General features: G+C 44.9%; 12 protein-coding genes. 4 read left to right on the forward strand and 8 right to left on the reverse strand.

Going from position 1 to position 15436, the window contains the following annotated elements; genetic code table 11:
* The first annotated feature begins 58 nt into the window (after positions 1–58).
* Positions 59–2098: a S9 family peptidase gene (locus tag DOE51_RS15680; RefSeq protein WP_246845126.1), complete on the forward strand. Its 2040-nt coding sequence runs from the start codon at positions 59–61 to the stop codon at positions 2096–2098.
* 53 nt (positions 2099–2151) lie between these two features.
* Here the strand turns inward: DOE51_RS15680 and acnA are convergent, their stop codons facing one another.
* Entirely contained in the window at positions 2152–4830 is a 2679-nt protein-coding gene (acnA, locus tag DOE51_RS15685; RefSeq protein ID WP_142697479.1) for an aconitate hydratase AcnA, read from the reverse strand.
* Between the two features lie 14 nt (positions 4831–4844).
* Positions 4845–5393 (reverse strand): NUDIX hydrolase, encoded by a 549-nt coding sequence (locus DOE51_RS15690; protein ID WP_142697480.1) that lies wholly within the window; start codon positions 5391–5393, stop codon positions 4845–4847.
* Between the two features lie 168 nt (positions 5394–5561).
* On the opposite strand from DOE51_RS15690, the gene DOE51_RS15695 reads away from it, so the two are divergent.
* A complete protein-coding gene (locus tag DOE51_RS15695; RefSeq protein WP_142697481.1) occupies positions 5562–5858 on the forward strand; it encodes a hypothetical protein in 297 nt (98 codons plus the stop codon).
* 1 nt (position 5859) lies between these two features.
* Here DOE51_RS15695 and DOE51_RS15700 read toward each other — a convergent pair whose 3' ends face one another.
* Positions 5860–7422 (reverse strand): HAMP domain-containing sensor histidine kinase, encoded by a 1563-nt coding sequence (locus DOE51_RS15700; RefSeq protein ID WP_142697482.1) that lies wholly within the window; start codon positions 7420–7422, stop codon positions 5860–5862.
* Between the two features lie 3 nt (positions 7423–7425).
* Complete coding sequence (locus tag DOE51_RS15705) at positions 7426–8106, reverse strand: response regulator transcription factor (protein WP_142697483.1); 681 nt, start codon at positions 8104–8106, stop codon at positions 7426–7428.
* Between the two features lie 216 nt (positions 8107–8322).
* Here DOE51_RS15705 and DOE51_RS15710 point away from each other — a divergent pair, with 216 nt between their 5' ends.
* Positions 8323–9486 carry a hypothetical protein gene (locus tag DOE51_RS15710; protein ID WP_246845127.1) on the forward strand — a complete coding sequence of 388 codons (1164 nt, stop codon included), beginning with the start codon at positions 8323–8325 and terminating at the stop codon, positions 9484–9486.
* Positions 9487–9516: 30 nt separating this feature from the next.
* Here the strand turns inward: DOE51_RS15710 and DOE51_RS15715 are convergent, their stop codons facing one another.
* The gene (locus DOE51_RS15715; protein ID WP_142697484.1) at positions 9517–10764 is read right to left on the reverse strand and encodes a metallophosphoesterase; all 1248 of its coding nucleotides are present in this window, start codon (positions 10762–10764) and stop codon (positions 9517–9519) included.
* 134 nt (positions 10765–10898) lie between these two features.
* Here DOE51_RS15715 and DOE51_RS15720 point away from each other — a divergent pair, with 134 nt between their 5' ends.
* Entirely contained in the window at positions 10899–11621 is a 723-nt protein-coding gene (locus DOE51_RS15720) for a tyrosine-protein phosphatase (RefSeq protein WP_142697485.1), read from the forward strand.
* On the opposite strand, the gene DOE51_RS15725 is transcribed toward DOE51_RS15720, so the two are convergent.
* From DOE51_RS15725 to ftsA, 3 genes are all read right to left on the reverse strand, one after another.
* Positions 11614–12360 (reverse strand): UDP-2,3-diacylglucosamine diphosphatase, encoded by a 747-nt coding sequence (locus tag DOE51_RS15725; RefSeq protein WP_142697486.1) that lies wholly within the window; start codon positions 12358–12360, stop codon positions 11614–11616. The genes DOE51_RS15720 and DOE51_RS15725 overlap by 8 nt on opposite strands.
* Positions 12360–13997 (reverse strand): cell division protein FtsZ, encoded by a 1638-nt coding sequence (gene ftsZ, locus DOE51_RS15730; protein WP_142697487.1) that lies wholly within the window; start codon positions 13995–13997, stop codon positions 12360–12362. The genes DOE51_RS15725 and ftsZ overlap by 1 nt, the downstream gene beginning before the upstream one ends.
* 86 nt (positions 13998–14083) lie before the next feature.
* On the reverse strand, positions 14084–15340 hold the full coding sequence (gene ftsA / locus DOE51_RS15735) for a cell division protein FtsA (RefSeq protein WP_142697488.1): 1257 nt from the start codon (positions 15338–15340) through the stop codon (positions 14084–14086).
* Positions 15341–15436: the final 96 nt, after the last annotated feature.

The following is a 15436-nucleotide window of genomic DNA, read 5'->3' on the forward strand; positions in this document are numbered from 1 at the left end:
TCATTAACAAATGAACAAATTTCTTCTGATTCCACTGTGTTTTCTAGGAGTTTCCTGCATGCACCAATTTCCACAAGACCATCCTCATCCTGACAAGAATCCACACCGGTTAGAGAAACACGGCGACGTTCGTCAAGACGATTACTACTGGCTGAAAGAGCGCGAAAATCCAAAGGTCATCTCATATCTGAAAGCTGAAAACGATTACACCGATCGTGTTATGGCACCCGTCAAAGATTTAGAAGCGAAACTGTTCACAGAATTAAAGTCACGAGTCAAAGAGGATGAGTCTTCAGTTCCCGTGCGCAGCCATGGGTACTATTACTATGGCCGTTACGAAGTGGGCCAACAGTATCCCCTGTATGCACGTAAAAAAGGTTCTTTAGAAGCCGCAGAAGAAATGCTTTTAAATGTGCCAGAGCTTGCAAAAGGTCACAGCTTCTATCAAAGCACGGGTCCGATGATGAGTCCGAATCAGAACATCATGGCTTATGCCGTGGATACTGTCGGTCGCCGCTTTTTCACTCTGTATTTCAAAGATTTGAAGACAGGAAAAATGCTTCCCGACAAAATTGAAGATATCAGTCCAAACTTGGTATGGGCTGCCGATAATGAAACGGTATTCTATACACAACAACATCCAGAAACTTTGCGAACGGAAAAAGTATTTCGCTATAGTTTAAAAACGCACAAATCTGAAGAAGTGTATTTTGAAAAGGACGAAACTTATTCAGTTCACGTCTATAAATCATTGTCAGAAAAATTCATCTATATTGCTTCGTACAGTACTTTGACAACGGAGGTGCAGTACCTCGCAACTGACAAACCCTTTGATAAATTCAAAGTCTTCTCTAAGCGCAAACGTGGTCACGAATATTCGGTCAGCGATGGTGACAATGCCTTTTACATCGTCACAAACAGCAATGCCAAAAATTTCCGTTTAATGACGACAGATCTTGCACACACTGACAGTAAATACTGGAAAGAAGTGATACCTCATCGTGACGATACCTATCTGCAAGATGTGACCGTCTTTAAAAAATATTTGATCCTGGATGAACGCAAGAATGGACTGACGCAAATCCATGTGACCGATCGCCATGGCAATAATTCTTATTATATCCCATTTGCCGATCAAAGCTTCATGGCTGGCGTCGGTGATAATCGCGAATACGATAGCGAGACGCTACGTTTCGAGTATGAATCAATGCGTTTACCACCGTCGGTATTTGATATTAATTTGGTCACTCATAAACAAGAGCTTAAAAAAACGCACGAAGTTCCGAACTATAATCCCGAGCACTATCGTACCGAGCGAATCTTCATCACAGCTCGCGACGGTGTGAAAGTTCCGGTGTCGCTCATCATGCGCAAAGACTTTCATAAAGACGGTACCGCACCCCTGTTGATTTATGGTTATGGTTCTTATGGCGCGAACATGGACCCATGGTTTAGCTCAGATGTCTTCAGCCTTGTAGATCGCGGTTTTGTTTTTGCTCGCGCGCATATTCGTGGCGGTTCTGAAATGGGTCGTGACTGGTACGACACTGGCAGAACCTTACATAAGAAAAACACGTTCTTTGATTTTATCGACACAACGGATGCGCTGGTGAAAGAACGTTATGCGAATCCCAAAAAGCTTTATGCCATGGGTGGCAGTGCAGGCGGTTTGTTGATGGGTGCGGTTATGAATCTTCGTCCCGATCTTTATCATGGCGTGGTCGCACAAGTGCCCTTCGTTGATGTCATCACAACGATGCTTGACGACTCTATTCCGCTGACAACGGGTGAATACGATGAATGGGGTAATCCGAATGAAAAGATGTATTACGATTACATCAAAACGTATTCGCCTTACGATAACGTGGTCGATGCAAAATATCCGAATGTGCTAGTGACGACGGGCTTACACGATTCCCAAGTGCAATACTGGGAGCCCGCGAAATGGGTACCGAAGTTACGTGAACACAATAAGGGCAACAGCGTGATTCTGCTAAAAACCGATATGGATGCAGGACATGGTGGAGCTTCGGGACGCTTTGATCAGTTAAAAGAAACCGCAACCGAATATGCTTTCATCTTGATGCTTGAGAAATAAAAAAAGCCCTCTTCCGACAAAGAAGAGGGCTTTTTTCTTTTTGAACAGTTTGATTACATCAATTTGCGCAATACGTACTGAAGGATGCCACCGTTTTTGTAGTATTCCAACTCAACGGCTGTATCGATACGTGATCTTGCTTTGATTGTCTCTTTAGAGCCATTCGCACGAGTCACCACGACATTCAATTCTTCTTGCGGCTTCATTGTTTCAACACCTTGGATGTCGAAAGTTTCAGTGCCGTCGAAGTGCAAAGATTTTCTGTCTTGGCCGCCAGTGAATTGCAGCGGCAACACACCCATACCGACTAAGTTCGAACGATGGATACGTTCAAAACTTTCAGCCAATACGGCTTTCACGCCCAATAGATTTGTACCTTTAGCTGCCCAGTCACGAGAAGAACCCGTGCCGTACTCTTTCCCTGCGATAACCACAAGCGGAGTATGATCTGCCTTGTACTTCATTGCAGCATCATAGATCGACATCGTCTCACCCGTTGGCGCATATTTCGTATTGCCACCTTCAGCACCACCCAACATTTCATTCTTAATACGGATGTTAGCGAAAGTACCACGCACCATCACTTCATCGTTACCACGGCGTGAACCGTACGAGTTGAAATCAATCGGTTGCACACCTTTTGAAATCAAGAAACGACCTGCAGGAGAATCTTTTTTAATACTGCCCGCTGGAGAGATATGGTCTGTCGTGATTGAATCGCCAAGAACCGCAAGAACTCTTGCGCCATTGATACCTTTCAATGCGCTTGGAGCTTTCTGCATGCCCGCAAAATACGGTGGATTCTTGATGTATGTACTTTCATCCCACGAATAAGTTTGTGACTCTGTTGTTTTGATTTTCTTCCAATCTTCAGTGCCATCGAATACGTTACCGTAACGAGACGTGAATTGGCGAACTTCAACCGCATGGTTCACAGCATCTTGGATTTCTTTATTTGTCGGCCAGATGTCTTTCAAATACACATCGTTGCCGTGGCTATCGTGTCCCAAAGAATCACGAGTGATATCAACCAGCATGCTACCCGCAATCGCGTGGGCAACCACCAACATTGGCGACGCCAAATAGTTGGCTTTTACATTCGGATTGATACGACCTTCGAAGTTACGGTTACCAGAAAGGACAGACGCCACAACCAAGTTGCCTTTTTCAACTGCATTAGCAATTGGTGTCGGAAGTGGACCCGAGTTACCGATACAAGTCGTGCAACCATAACCCACAAGGTTAAAGCCCAAATGATCAAGATATTTTTGTACGCCTGATTTTTCCAAATAATCGCTAACAACTTGTGAGCCCGGAGCTAAAGACGTTTTGACCCAAGGTTTTACTTTCAAACCTTTTTCAACTGCCTTCTTCGCAACTAAACCGGCACCGATCATCACTGAAGGATTTGAAGTATTCGTACAGCTTGTGATCGCGGCGATTACAACATCACCGTGACCTACTTTGTAAGCTTCACCTTCGACAGTGGCAGCAGACGCCTCTTTAGAAGCTTTGCCTGCATCCACTGCAAAACCCGCAGTCAATTGTTTATGGAAATCATTTTTAGCATCCGTCAAAAGCACACGGTCTTGAGGACGCTTCGGCCCTGCAAGTGAAGGCACCACTTCAGACAAATTCAATTTCAATGTGTCAGAGAATGCGAAGTGTTCATCGTCGTCTGTGCGCCACATGCCGCACTCTTTAGCGTATGATTCTACGATGGAAACAGTTTCGTTATCACGGCCGCTTAATTTCAAGTACTTGATTGTTTCTTCATCAATTGGGAAGAAACCGCAAGTTGCGCCGTACTCTGGAGCCATGTTGGCGATGGTTGCACGGTCAGCAAGCGAAAGGCCGGCAAGACCTGGGCCATAGAATTCTACGAACTTACCAACAACACCTTTTTTACGAAGCATTTGAGTCACAGTCAGAACCAAGTCGGTTGCTGTGGCACCTTCGTTGAGTTTGCCTTCCAAACGGAAGCCAATCACTTCAGGGATCAACATCGTCAACGGTTGACCTAACATCACCGCTTCCGCTTCGATACCACCGACACCCCAACCAAGAGCCGCCATACCGTTCACCATTGTCGTATGCGAATCCGTTCCGACAAGAGTATCTGGGAAGGCATAATCTCCAAGGTGACCTTTTGCGTGCCAGATTGTTTTTGCGATGTATTCAAGATTTACCTGATGGCAAATACCTGTGCCCGGAGGAACCACTTTGAAATTACGGAAAGCTTTCTGCCCCCATTTCAAAAAGTTGTAGCGTTCGTTATTTCTTTCGAACTCCATTTTCACGTTTTCTTCAAACGATGACGGAGAACCGAATGAATCCACCATCACCGAGTGGTCGATCACAAGATCTACCGGTACAAGTGGATTGATTTTCGTTGGATCACCACCCAACGCTTTCATCGCGTCACGCATAGCTGCTAAGTCAACAACCGCTGGAACGCCGGTGAAGTCTTGCATCAAGACGCGCGCAGGGAAGAATGAAATTTCACGAGATAAAGAAGATTTGTCTAAGCTTAACAAAGAATCGATATCTTCTTTTGTTACGTGCACACCGTCTTCGTGACGAAGCAAGTTTTCAAGAAGCACACGCAAAGACATCGGCAACTTTTTCAAGTTTGGATGCGATATCTTTTTCTGATTGAAGATGATGTATTCTTTGGAACCGACTTTGAGTTTGTCTTTAGTTTTGAAACTATCTTTAGATTGAACCAACATGAGAGCCTCCGCTCTCAATTCCACTCCCCACGAAGGAATTTATCAAGCCAAAAGGCAGCGATCTGGGTTTTCACATCCGTCACTTTTCCGTCACGCACCATTTGCATAAGGTCTTTGGGATCAACTTCGGTGACCTCAAGAAATTCTCCGTGATCGAGCTTTTGTTCAACATGAGTTAAATTTTTCGCAAGGTACAAATCAATGTGTTCATCCGAATAGCCGATGACGGGATGAATCGTGGTCAAGAAGGTCCAATCTTTGGCTTCATAACCTGTTTCTTCCATTAGTTCGCGGCGTGCGGTCACGATACTTTCCTCGCCTTTATCGCGTTTTCCCGCAGGGAATTCCAAAAACACTTGCTTCAAAGCATGGCGATATTGATGCACCATCACCACTTTGCCATTCGGAAGAAGCGGAATCATCAACGCAGCCCCGGGATGCTTAATATATTCCCGAACATAGGTCCTGCCATCAGGAGCCTGCACTTCATCTTGTTCAACTTTAAGGAAACGGCCACGGAAAACTTGGCGAGTGGAAAGAACTTTTTCAAAAAGATGCTTCATATGTTTTCAGCGTCTCATAGGGATGTCGCTTTGTCGCATCTTAACTAAGGATGTAAATCTTAGTCTCGGCCTTCGTCCAAAGATGACATTTCACGATTGTCATTTGAGTCCGCACTCGCGGCCCGATAGTTATAACCGCTCGCATGTTGTCACTAATTAGGGGGATTGATGAAAGCATTCATCACAGCACTATTTTTAACTTTAACGTCTTCACTTTCATTCGCAACGATTCCATGCACAGCAGAGGGCATCACTGAAGCCATGAGATCGTTCATTGATGAACAACCCATCTGCTTTTCACCTTGTGAAGCAGCGAAGGTTGAAAAAACTATTTATCAAGAAGGTCTAAGACTTTTAAACGAAAATTGCCCGATTGAAGATGCAAGTGCCTCTGAAGCCCGCACTGAACTTCTGCAACAAATTACAGAGACAGACGCAGCTTTGAATCGCATCTGCTCTCACTAAATTAAGTCGTTTCAAACTTAGGAATTTTCACTCGAACGATTGTTCCGGAAACGCCATCGACTGACGCGCGATTTGCAACTTCAAGACTTCCACCGTGAAGCTCTGCAATCGTGCGCATGATGACTGAACCCAAGCCCAAAGAAAAATTCAGACCCTGGCTTTCTTCGCGACGTTTACGGCGCTCTTGACGTTTACCGAAGTTCGCCAGCGCATCTGCATCCATTCCCGGTCCATCATCTTTAATCGTGATCTGCACATATTCATCATTTGCCGTCAACGAAGCGTGAATGCCTTCCTTCGCATAGCGAGTGGCATTATCAAATGCATTTTTGAGTAAACGTAACAACAAGTACGAATCACCCAACACCATCGGCGGCTGACCGTGCATACCCTCGTCGTTAAATGTCCAACGGAATTGCGGAGCTGAACTTGAACGATAACGAACTTCCGAGCCGATCAATGTCGCCAAGTCCACAGCGTCGGTCGATTTTTTATAGTGGGGCTCATCGAGTTCTGCGATCGTCATCAGTTTTTCTAGCAGCTCTTTGAAATATTCCACTTCTGCTGTGATCATCGTGAAAATTTCGTTGCGATCCGAGGGAGTCATTTTATTGAAATGGAACTTCAAAGTTTCAAATGACGTCGTCAAACTTGTTAATGGCGTGCGCAAGTCATGGCCTAGTTCACTCAACAAGTTACTGCGCGCCATTTCTGTTTCACGCACACGATTCACCAGGCGTTCAATTTCATTGGCCATGCGATTGAAATCCAGAAGCAAGCCCCCGAATTCGTCGAAGGGTTTGATATCAAATCGTGCTTTCAAATCACCGCGCTCGAGGCTTAATAACACCGCACGCGCTTCGTCTGATTTTTTACGCAAATAATAGAATGTGATCGTCAATGCGAAGAACAGCGCAATCACAACAGTTGCGAAAGTAAAAATCCCTTGCGTGACAAACAATGGACCGCGGAATGGATTTCTTCTTTCATTCAGTACCAGATAGGCTTTTGTGCCTTCATGGTCTAAGCGCATGATCGTTGTGCGATCAAAGAAATTCCAGAACGTGTCTGACGAAGTTGTCGCATGTACTTCTTTTGGCAAATCCAACTTCGCAACTTCCGCTGGCAATTTACGAATTTTGTTATCAGAAATTACTTCACGCGTTTCAGAAATAATCCAAAACTCAGGTGCTTCACCGCCACCTGGAGGCGGAGGAGGAGGCCCCATGCGCGGACCACCAGGGCCACCCATCATACCTGGGCCCGGTGGAGGCGGAGGTGGAAAATTATCGCGAAATCCCTCTGCTGGAGGGCCGTGAGGCCCGTGGCCCCCTGGCATCCCCGGAGGCGGACCACCAGGACGTGGACCGAAAGGCATTTGTGGTAATGCCAAACCATTCGGATTATTTTCAATCGAACGCGCGATGAAGAGCATCAGATTTTTGCGATGATCCCTAAACGCCAGATCAGAAAATTTAATAAGACACAAAAGCGAAATGGAACTTAATACAAGTGCTGCCGTAATACTCACAACGAAAACTTTTATATAAGTCCCACGCTTCATAAATTAGTTCTGCTTCCATTGAAGACGATAACCAACACCATACACAGGCACGATTTGAATCGCATTACCTGCATCACGAAGTTTGATGCGCAGATGACTCATATGCGAATCGATCGTGCGATCAAAAAGATCCACGTTGTTATCAAGTTGTAGAAGAATATTTTCACGTGTCACCACGTCGCCAGCTTTCTTAGCAAGAATCGCCAAGATATCGAACTGACGTTTCCCCAAGTTCAAAGGATTACCACCTAAAAGAACCGTGCGTTTGCTGAAGTCCATCGTCAAAGGACCTACGGACAAAGAATTTTTCGCCGTCGCAGGTCCCTGGCGCTTCATCACTTTGTTCATACGAACTTTAAGCTCTTCCGTACCAAATGGTTTACGAAGATAATCGTCACCACCGATATTCATGCCTTTCACGACAGTTTCTTCATCAATGCGTGCACTCAAAAAGATAATTGGGACTTCTTTCCCTGCAGCACGAACTTTTTCGCAAAGCTCGATACCTGTGCCGTCAGGAAGATTCACGTCGAGCAGTAAAATGTCGTAGGTCATCGAAGCCATCTTAGTCCACGCATCACCGATTGTTTCGGCAACCGCGACATCATAGTCACTATATTTAAGACTCATGCTGAGGCTTTTAGAAATCTGTGGATCATCTTCGACTAATAACACATTTAACATTGTCCGCTCCTAACTGGGGCCTTTTCCATATTTTAACAAAGCCCTGCCCTGAGAGCGAATCCATAGTTAATCCATAGTTTATGCAACTTTTGAGAAAGCATCTCAGAGTGAAACACTTTAAGCCCGCCCAATGTCTAGCTTCGACTTGGTACAGACGTGGATCACTTCTGACGAACTAGCCTTATATGTTGAAGAGCATTGAAGTAAATTGGAAATATGAGTCTACATAATATTGCGAAGATCGTTTTGCCGGTATTGATGAGTTCAACTGCATTTGCTGAAAGTGCATCTTATGAGGCCGTGTTGCCTGTGGGTGCGATTCGCAAAGACTCTACTATCACAGTGAAGAAAGTCGAATCGACATCTTCATTTTTCAATCCAGCAGTAAAATCGACTACGACAGACACAGGATTTGAAACTCTCGATAATAATACTCTTTATAAAGTGCAATCGATTGAAAGTGCTGACACGTCTTCAGATACAGCGGATTTAAAGGCTCTTGCTAACAACAACCAACTTGTTGTGAATGAGTCCGACCTTTCCGCAAGCAATTCAAATTGTGCAGCATCGGGCGGCTGTACTTTGAGCAATGATATTCCCGTTTATAAATCCGGTGGTTTTGATTTCATCAATTGGTTTTTAAATCTTTTCGGTCTTGGCGAAAAACCAAAATCGTTGGTCACTCCGATTGCTGCGAAAACAACTCCAAAAGAAGCGTCTGCTTTTGCGATGGAAAAAAAGGTTGAACAAGCCAATACAATGCTGGGCCAACAAAAAGAGATGGTTCCAGCCTGCCAAAATGCTCTTCCAGATAATTTGAAAAACGATGCGAAGTTCAACTGTGGTTTACGTCAAGCTATGGAAGCTTTCAAAAAAGCGAAAGCCGATGGCAAAGTTGAAAAAGATGTTTTCATGTTCAATGACTTCTCTTCGGGTGGAGTCATGGGAAAAATGTATTTCTTTAATTCGGATGGAACTCTTGCCAATGTGATTGATAAAAATCCTATTTGGGTTTCGCGTGGTGAAGGCGGTTTCGGTCAAGGTGTGGGATCTATGAAGACTCCGGATGGTGCGATTGCGACGAAAGCATATCGTCCACCTCGCGGTGGCAATATCCGTGACGGAATTGAACTTGTCGGTCTTGAAGCAGGTAATAAAGACATTTACGGTCGCGGCGTTCTTCTGCACGGCTGGGACCCCTACACTCCCACGCAAGGTTGCTTAGGAGTCGCCGGGACTATCGATACCATGAAACGCGGTCGCTCTGAACTTGGCGGTGAGCCACAATACTTAGATCAATTGAAACAAGGCCTTCTGAAAGATGGCGGCGTGATGATCTACAACTTCACACCCAATAAAGTTTCACAATGTTCTGGATAATAAAAAAGCGAGAGTCACCTCTCGCTTTTTTTATTTAAAGATCTGACACGGAATCCCTGGTTCAGAAATCTGACAGATAAAATCTGTTTCGCCATCATAAGATTTAATCGACGCCTTCCATTTTCCATTCACGTCTCTTTCGAGCAATGCATACCCGTGATCTGCTGGAAAAATAGTATGTCCTGGTGGCACTAACTTCATAGCTTCAGGACTGAAGTAATCAAGGGCCGTACCGCTTTCACCAATGATCATCTCTGTAGGATGATTGCCTTGTGCGATTTGGAATGCATGCACGTGACCTGCGTAAACCATCTTCACCTTTTTCGGCAATGGCAACTCGCGAGTGATGGCTTCCATATTGATATTGACCGGCGATACTCCCGGGCCCGACCAACTTGGCGCTAAGCCCCAGATCGGGCGATGTGTGACCAGCCACACTTCTTTTTCTGGGCGAGCATTAATTGTCTCGACCATTTTTTTGTAGCGTTCACGCAAAGCTTTTCCTGCTTCTGATTTTGCCTCAACCGGTTTGTCATCCACAGTGGCATTATCGAAATTCACGATTAGGAAATCACCAAAGCTTGTGTAACGTGTCTCCTGGGCATCAACGCATTTTTCCTCACCTACCGGAGACAGAAGTTTATCGAAGCCTTCGTGGGCACGATTGCAATCTTCATGATTACCGCGCACAAAGATCCAAGGTTTTTGACGAAGCACGTTTCCAGCAGGCGCTAAGAAGTCTGCTTCCCAAGGTTTATAGCCGTAACCCAAAGTGCCTTGAAAGTTTTTGCACTTAACTGGATCTGTGCATTCTTCACGGTAGTGATAATCGCCCACGTGAATGATCAGATCCGCATTTTCTTTTTCCGCTGAACGCATCAGACGACTGAATGGCCATTCTTTTTCATCATCACAATTTTGGATGGGCCCTTTGCCATTTTTATTTTTAAGACGGCAGCCCGTATCGCCCATGATGACAATTTTCTTTGGTGCTGTTGGAATATTGATCACGCCATTCGTACTTCTGACCACAGCTGCATCTTTTGGTAACGAAGCCTGGCACACCGTCGATTCATCAAACTTTAGCTTTTCCATTTGGATGCTTGAAAATTTTCTATCTGTTGATTCAACCGATACCGATTTGCACTCGACATCCTTCGCAGTCACCGTCTTAACAAATGATTGGCCTTCGTTCGCCATCCCCACATACGTCATAGAGTTGTGAGCACAAGACACAGATATAATCGCAATGGCCGCAACACCCAGCAGTTTTTTCATAGAGAAAACCCTCTCTTTCCAGAGGAAACTTTAGAAAAGGGCCCACCTACGGTCAAATCATATGCAGTACAGGAATAATTAAATTTGTACCCTGGATTTCTCTTTATCCATAAAGCTAGGTACAACCCAGATCCATGAAAACACTTACGCTTATCACACTGATTCTTTGGGTCTCTAATAGTTGGGCGGGCCGCCCTGAACTTCCTGGCTCGGTTCCTGGTTTGAGCATTTCCAATTCCCACATCGTCACTGAATCAGGTGCGACAAAAGTGATTCGCGGGATGGCTCCAAAATCTGGCGCCCAAATTCAAGAGCTTAAGAAAATCGGCGTATCCGAAGTTTTAATCTTTAAGAATGAAACTAAAAACGAAGTCCAAAATGAAATCGCACAGCTTCAGAAAGCTGGCTTTGCCGCTGATGCGATCACCAACGTTCCATTCCCATGGAAAGATCTTCCTGATTTCAAAAGCACATGTCAGATGACGATTGAAGCCCTGCAGGTAATTGAAAATGCCACCAACCACGGTCGCAGCATTTATTTCCACTGCACTGTTGGCGAAGACCGTACCGGTTATCTTGCAAGCCTGTGGGAACTTTGGAGTGGTGCTGAATCTTCAATCAAAAATTCTTTCCAAGAGCAAATGTGTGCACGCGGTTACGAAGCAGGCAATCCTAACAAACCTTACCGTGATGTTGTTTTAAAAGTGCGCGAAGGTTTAACTCCGCTTTACTTGAAAATGCTTTCGGTTCTTGCGAATGCGCGCAACAACGGCCAACAATTATCGGCAGCATTGTGCGATCAAGAACCGCAACTGCAATTTAAACCTCAAGATTTTTACTGTAAGAGTACTAAGTAAGAGTGACCCACTCGCCCTGGCCGTCTTTGATACGGAAGACTTTAACTTGGTCTTCAAACCATGAACCCAGGTTGACTGAGCGAACTTCGTGACCTTTGATATTGACCTTATGGTCGTCAAAGACATGCATATGGCCTGAAATAATATAATCAAACGGGCCTTCGCTGTACGCTCGATCCACGTGATTGCGAATCATCGTGATTAATTGAGCTTCATTGCGTGCACGGTATTCACCGCTTTTATCACGGCTTTTTTTGCTTGCACGAGTGCCCGCCCAATTCCACAGCCAGCCTGGGAACAAATACAGTAGAAATTTATAACGAGGATTGCGAATGAAGGCGCGGTATTTTAAATACTTTTCGTCGTTCAGATTAATCAAATCACCGTGCTCAACACGGACCTTCACACCATCAAGATTGACGTACTGAGCTTCGACAAAAACTTTTACGCCCAGTTTTTTTTCGAAGTACTTTTCGATGTGAACGTCGTGATTGCCTTCAATAAAGGTAACTTTACCGCCCGCTGTGACCAGATCTTTCAACGCTTTCACGTGTTCGGGAAATTGACGTGCGAAGAATTCGCTAGGGCCAATCCACAAATCAAAGATATCACCTAACATGAACAGATGAACTTGCTTCGGATCTTTGTCCTTCAAAGAACGCAAAAAGCGCAACAGGATTTGCCCATTGCGCTCTTCAGCGGTTTTTAAGTGAATGTCGGATATGAACCAGGCTTCCACTACTCTTTATTGTTCAGATCAAAACCTTGTTTCTTGCGGATGAACGCAGGAACTTCCAAGTTTTGGCTAGAGAATGGAGAGCTCAATACTTCGCGAGCCATGCGACGAGCTTCTTCCAAAGATTGTTGTTCATGATCAACGTTCATAGACAACTGCTCTGGAGAATTGTGGCGAGCTTTCAACTCTTGGCTTTCTTTGAAAGCGCGAGCTTTAGCTAGCAACATATCGCGAGGAGAAACACCGGCATCAGCTTGTGGCTGGATCGGAGTTGGAACCTCTTGTTGAACTTGCGGAGGTACCTGAGGCATTACGTTCTGAGCTGCTTGTTGTGCCACTTGTGGTGGAACGTTAGCAACTGGAGGAACGATAACAGTCTCAGTAATGTTTACCTGGGAACCCCCCGTGGACTGAGCCATATCTGGATGAGTGTAAGTCATCACTTGAGTTTGCACAGTCGCGATTGGTGGCAATTCAACTTGCGGCATTTGTGGCATTTGGAACTGAGGCATTTGCGGCATGCTTGGCATTTGTGGCATCGCCGGCATTTGAGGCATTTGCGGCATTTGGAATTGCGGCATTTGCGGCATGCTCATGTTCATGCTGTTGAATTGCGCTGTTTGTTGGTTCAAGAAATTTTGCATTTGATTTACTTGAGCCATGTCGTTCACAAGTTTCACATCGTGAGAATCGAAACCAGTCGCGATAACAGTTACACGAACTGTCTCACCCATTGATTCATCGATAACTGCACCGAAGATGATTTCTGCATCTTCATGAGCCGCTTCAGTGATCAATGTTGTCGCTTCGTTCACTTCATACAATGAAAGATCCGCGCCACCAGTGATGTTTACGATGATACCAGTTGCACCGTCGATTTTTACGTTCTCTAGAAGAGGAGAAGAAATCGCAGCTGTTGCAGCTTCTACTGCACGGTTTTCACCTTTAGCAGCGCCAGTACCCATGATCGCGATACCTTTAGAAGACATAACAGTACGGATATCTGCGAAGTCCAAGTTGATCAAACCACGGATGTTGATCAAATCAGAGATACCTTTCACAGCTTGCAACAACACTTCGTCAGCTTTTTTGAAAGTCTCAAGAAGTGGAGTTTTTTCAGCAGCGATAGAAAGAAGTTTTTGATTCGGGATCACGATCAACGTGTCTACGTTTTCTTTCAACTCTTGCAAACCAGCATCAGCGTGTTTGCCGCGTTTTTTACCTTCGAATTGGAATGGCTTAGTCACCACACCGATAGTCAATGCACCCAACTCACGAGCGATTTTCGCTACGATTGGAGCACCACCTGTACCCGTACCGCCGCCCATACCAGCAGTTACGAATACCATGTCTGCGCCTTCAAGTTTTTCAACGATTTCGTTGTAAGACTCGATAGCAGCTCTACGGCCGACATCTGGATTTGCACCAGCGCCCAAACCTTTAGTTAGATCAAGACCCAATTGGATTTTGTTCGGTGACTTGTTTGCATTCAAAGCTTGAATGTCAGTATTTGCTACGATGAATTCTACACCGCTCATTTCTGAAGCGATCATTGTAGAAACCGCGTTGCTACCGCCGCCGCCTACACCAACAACTTTAATATTAGCGCCGATATTAATATTCTCTTCTAGTTCAAACATGGTCCCTCCCGACATATTTGTTAGCGGTAAAACTATCCGCATTTTTCTATAAGGGCCTCCAGCCCCGACTGTGATAAAAACTTAAACTAAAAAACTTTTTCTAACATTTCTTTGAGCTTCTTAGTGATACCGTTAAGTGATTCACCAAGATTGATCTCTGTCTCTTGCTGATTTTGTGTCAGCAAATCTTTTCTTTGACTCAATCCGTACAATAACAAACCAGTCGCCGCAGAAAACTCACCTGACTTCACAACGTCAGTCAAACCGCCGATGTGTTGAGGCACTCCTCTACGAACTGGAATATCAAAAATGAACTCGCCCATTTCAATCAAACCATCAAGTTGGCTTGCACCACCTGTCAGTACGATACCCGCACCTAACATTGGCATCACGCCACTCATGCGGATATCATTCGCGATCAAGTTCAAAGTTTCCTCTGCTCTTGCTTCGATAACATCTGCCAAGTCTTTACGAGGAATCACGCGAGCCTTACGACCGCCAACACCTTCAACTTCGATAGTTTCATTTTCATTCACCATGGAAGCCATTGCACAACCATGTTTTTTCTTCGCTTCTTCAGCCGCAAATTGCGGAGTACGAAGACCAACAGCAACGTCATGAGTAAAGTGCTGACCACCAACTGGAATTGTTGATGAGTGCGCCACTGAACCATTTACGAAATATAAAGCGTTGCTTGCGCCACCACCCATATCGACAACAACAACACCAAGGTTTTTTTCGTCGTTAGAGATAACAGCTGTTGCAGAAGCCAATTGTCCAAGTACAAGGCCAGCGATTTTCAAACCAGCACGCTCAACACATTTTACTGAGTTGTTAATCGCGCTTTGGCTGCCAGTTACGATATGAACATTTGCTTCTAAACGAATACCAGACATGCCCACTGGATCAGTGATACCGTCTTGACCGTCGACTTTAAATTCACGAGGAAGAATATGCAGAACTGTACGATCTGCAGGAACCGCAACTGCTTTCGCAGCTTCAATCACACGATCAATTTCTGATGGAGTGACTTCGCGGTTTTTAATGGCAACCATGCCTTTAGAATCAAATGAAGAAATATGCGTACCAGAAACGCCAACCCACACTTCTGAAATAGTGTAGCCAGACATCAACTCTGCTTCTTCTTTTGCTTTTTTAATTGAATCAGTTGTCGCTTCGATATTAACGACAACACCTTGGCGAATGCCTGTGTTTGGAGCAGTTCCTACGCCCGCGACTTCAATTTTGCCCTCTTGATTGACTGTTCCGATAACGAAACAAACTTTGGTAGAACCAATATCTAATCCAGCCAATACAGGAGCTTTTGGTTTTGCTGTACTCATCCTTAAGCCTCACATCGCGAAGTTTCGCGGGTGCCTTAACTAAAAGCAGTTAACTTCTTGTTGAGGAAAACCACTGCAAAATCATTTCGCAGTTTC

The sequence above is a fragment of the Bdellovibrio sp. NC01 genome (genome assembly GCF_006874625.1).
Lineage (GTDB): Bacteria > Bdellovibrionota > Bdellovibrionia > Bdellovibrionales > Bdellovibrionaceae > Bdellovibrio.

What these genes read in the sequence shown, in the direction of transcription:
- DOE51_RS15680 (WP_246845126.1), top strand. Translation starts at nt 59, where the DNA reads ATGCACCAATTTCCACAAGACCATCCTCATCCTGACAAGAATCCACAC.
- acnA (WP_142697479.1), bottom strand. Translation starts at nt 4,830, where the DNA reads ATGTTGGTTCAATCTAAAGATAGTTTCAAAACTAAAGACAAACTCAAA.
- DOE51_RS15690 (WP_142697480.1), bottom strand. Translation starts at nt 5,393, where the DNA reads ATGAAGCATCTTTTTGAAAAAGTTCTTTCCACTCGCCAAGTTTTCCGT.
- DOE51_RS15695 (WP_142697481.1), top strand. Translation starts at nt 5,562, where the DNA reads ATGAAAGCATTCATCACAGCACTATTTTTAACTTTAACGTCTTCACTT.
- DOE51_RS15700 (WP_142697482.1), bottom strand. Translation starts at nt 7,422, where the DNA reads ATGAAGCGTGGGACTTATATAAAAGTTTTCGTTGTGAGTATTACGGCA.
- DOE51_RS15705 (WP_142697483.1), bottom strand. Translation starts at nt 8,106, where the DNA reads ATGTTAAATGTGTTATTAGTCGAAGATGATCCACAGATTTCTAAAAGC.
- DOE51_RS15710 (WP_246845127.1), top strand. Translation starts at nt 8,323, where the DNA reads ATGAGTCTACATAATATTGCGAAGATCGTTTTGCCGGTATTGATGAGT.
- DOE51_RS15715 (WP_142697484.1), bottom strand. Translation starts at nt 10,764, where the DNA reads ATGAAAAAACTGCTGGGTGTTGCGGCCATTGCGATTATATCTGTGTCT.
- DOE51_RS15720 (WP_142697485.1), top strand. Translation starts at nt 10,899, where the DNA reads ATGAAAACACTTACGCTTATCACACTGATTCTTTGGGTCTCTAATAGT.
- ftsZ (WP_142697487.1), bottom strand. Translation starts at nt 13,997, where the DNA reads ATGTTTGAACTAGAAGAGAATATTAATATCGGCGCTAATATTAAAGTT.
- ftsA (WP_142697488.1), bottom strand. Translation starts at nt 15,340, where the DNA reads ATGAGTACAGCAAAACCAAAAGCTCCTGTATTGGCTGGATTAGATATT.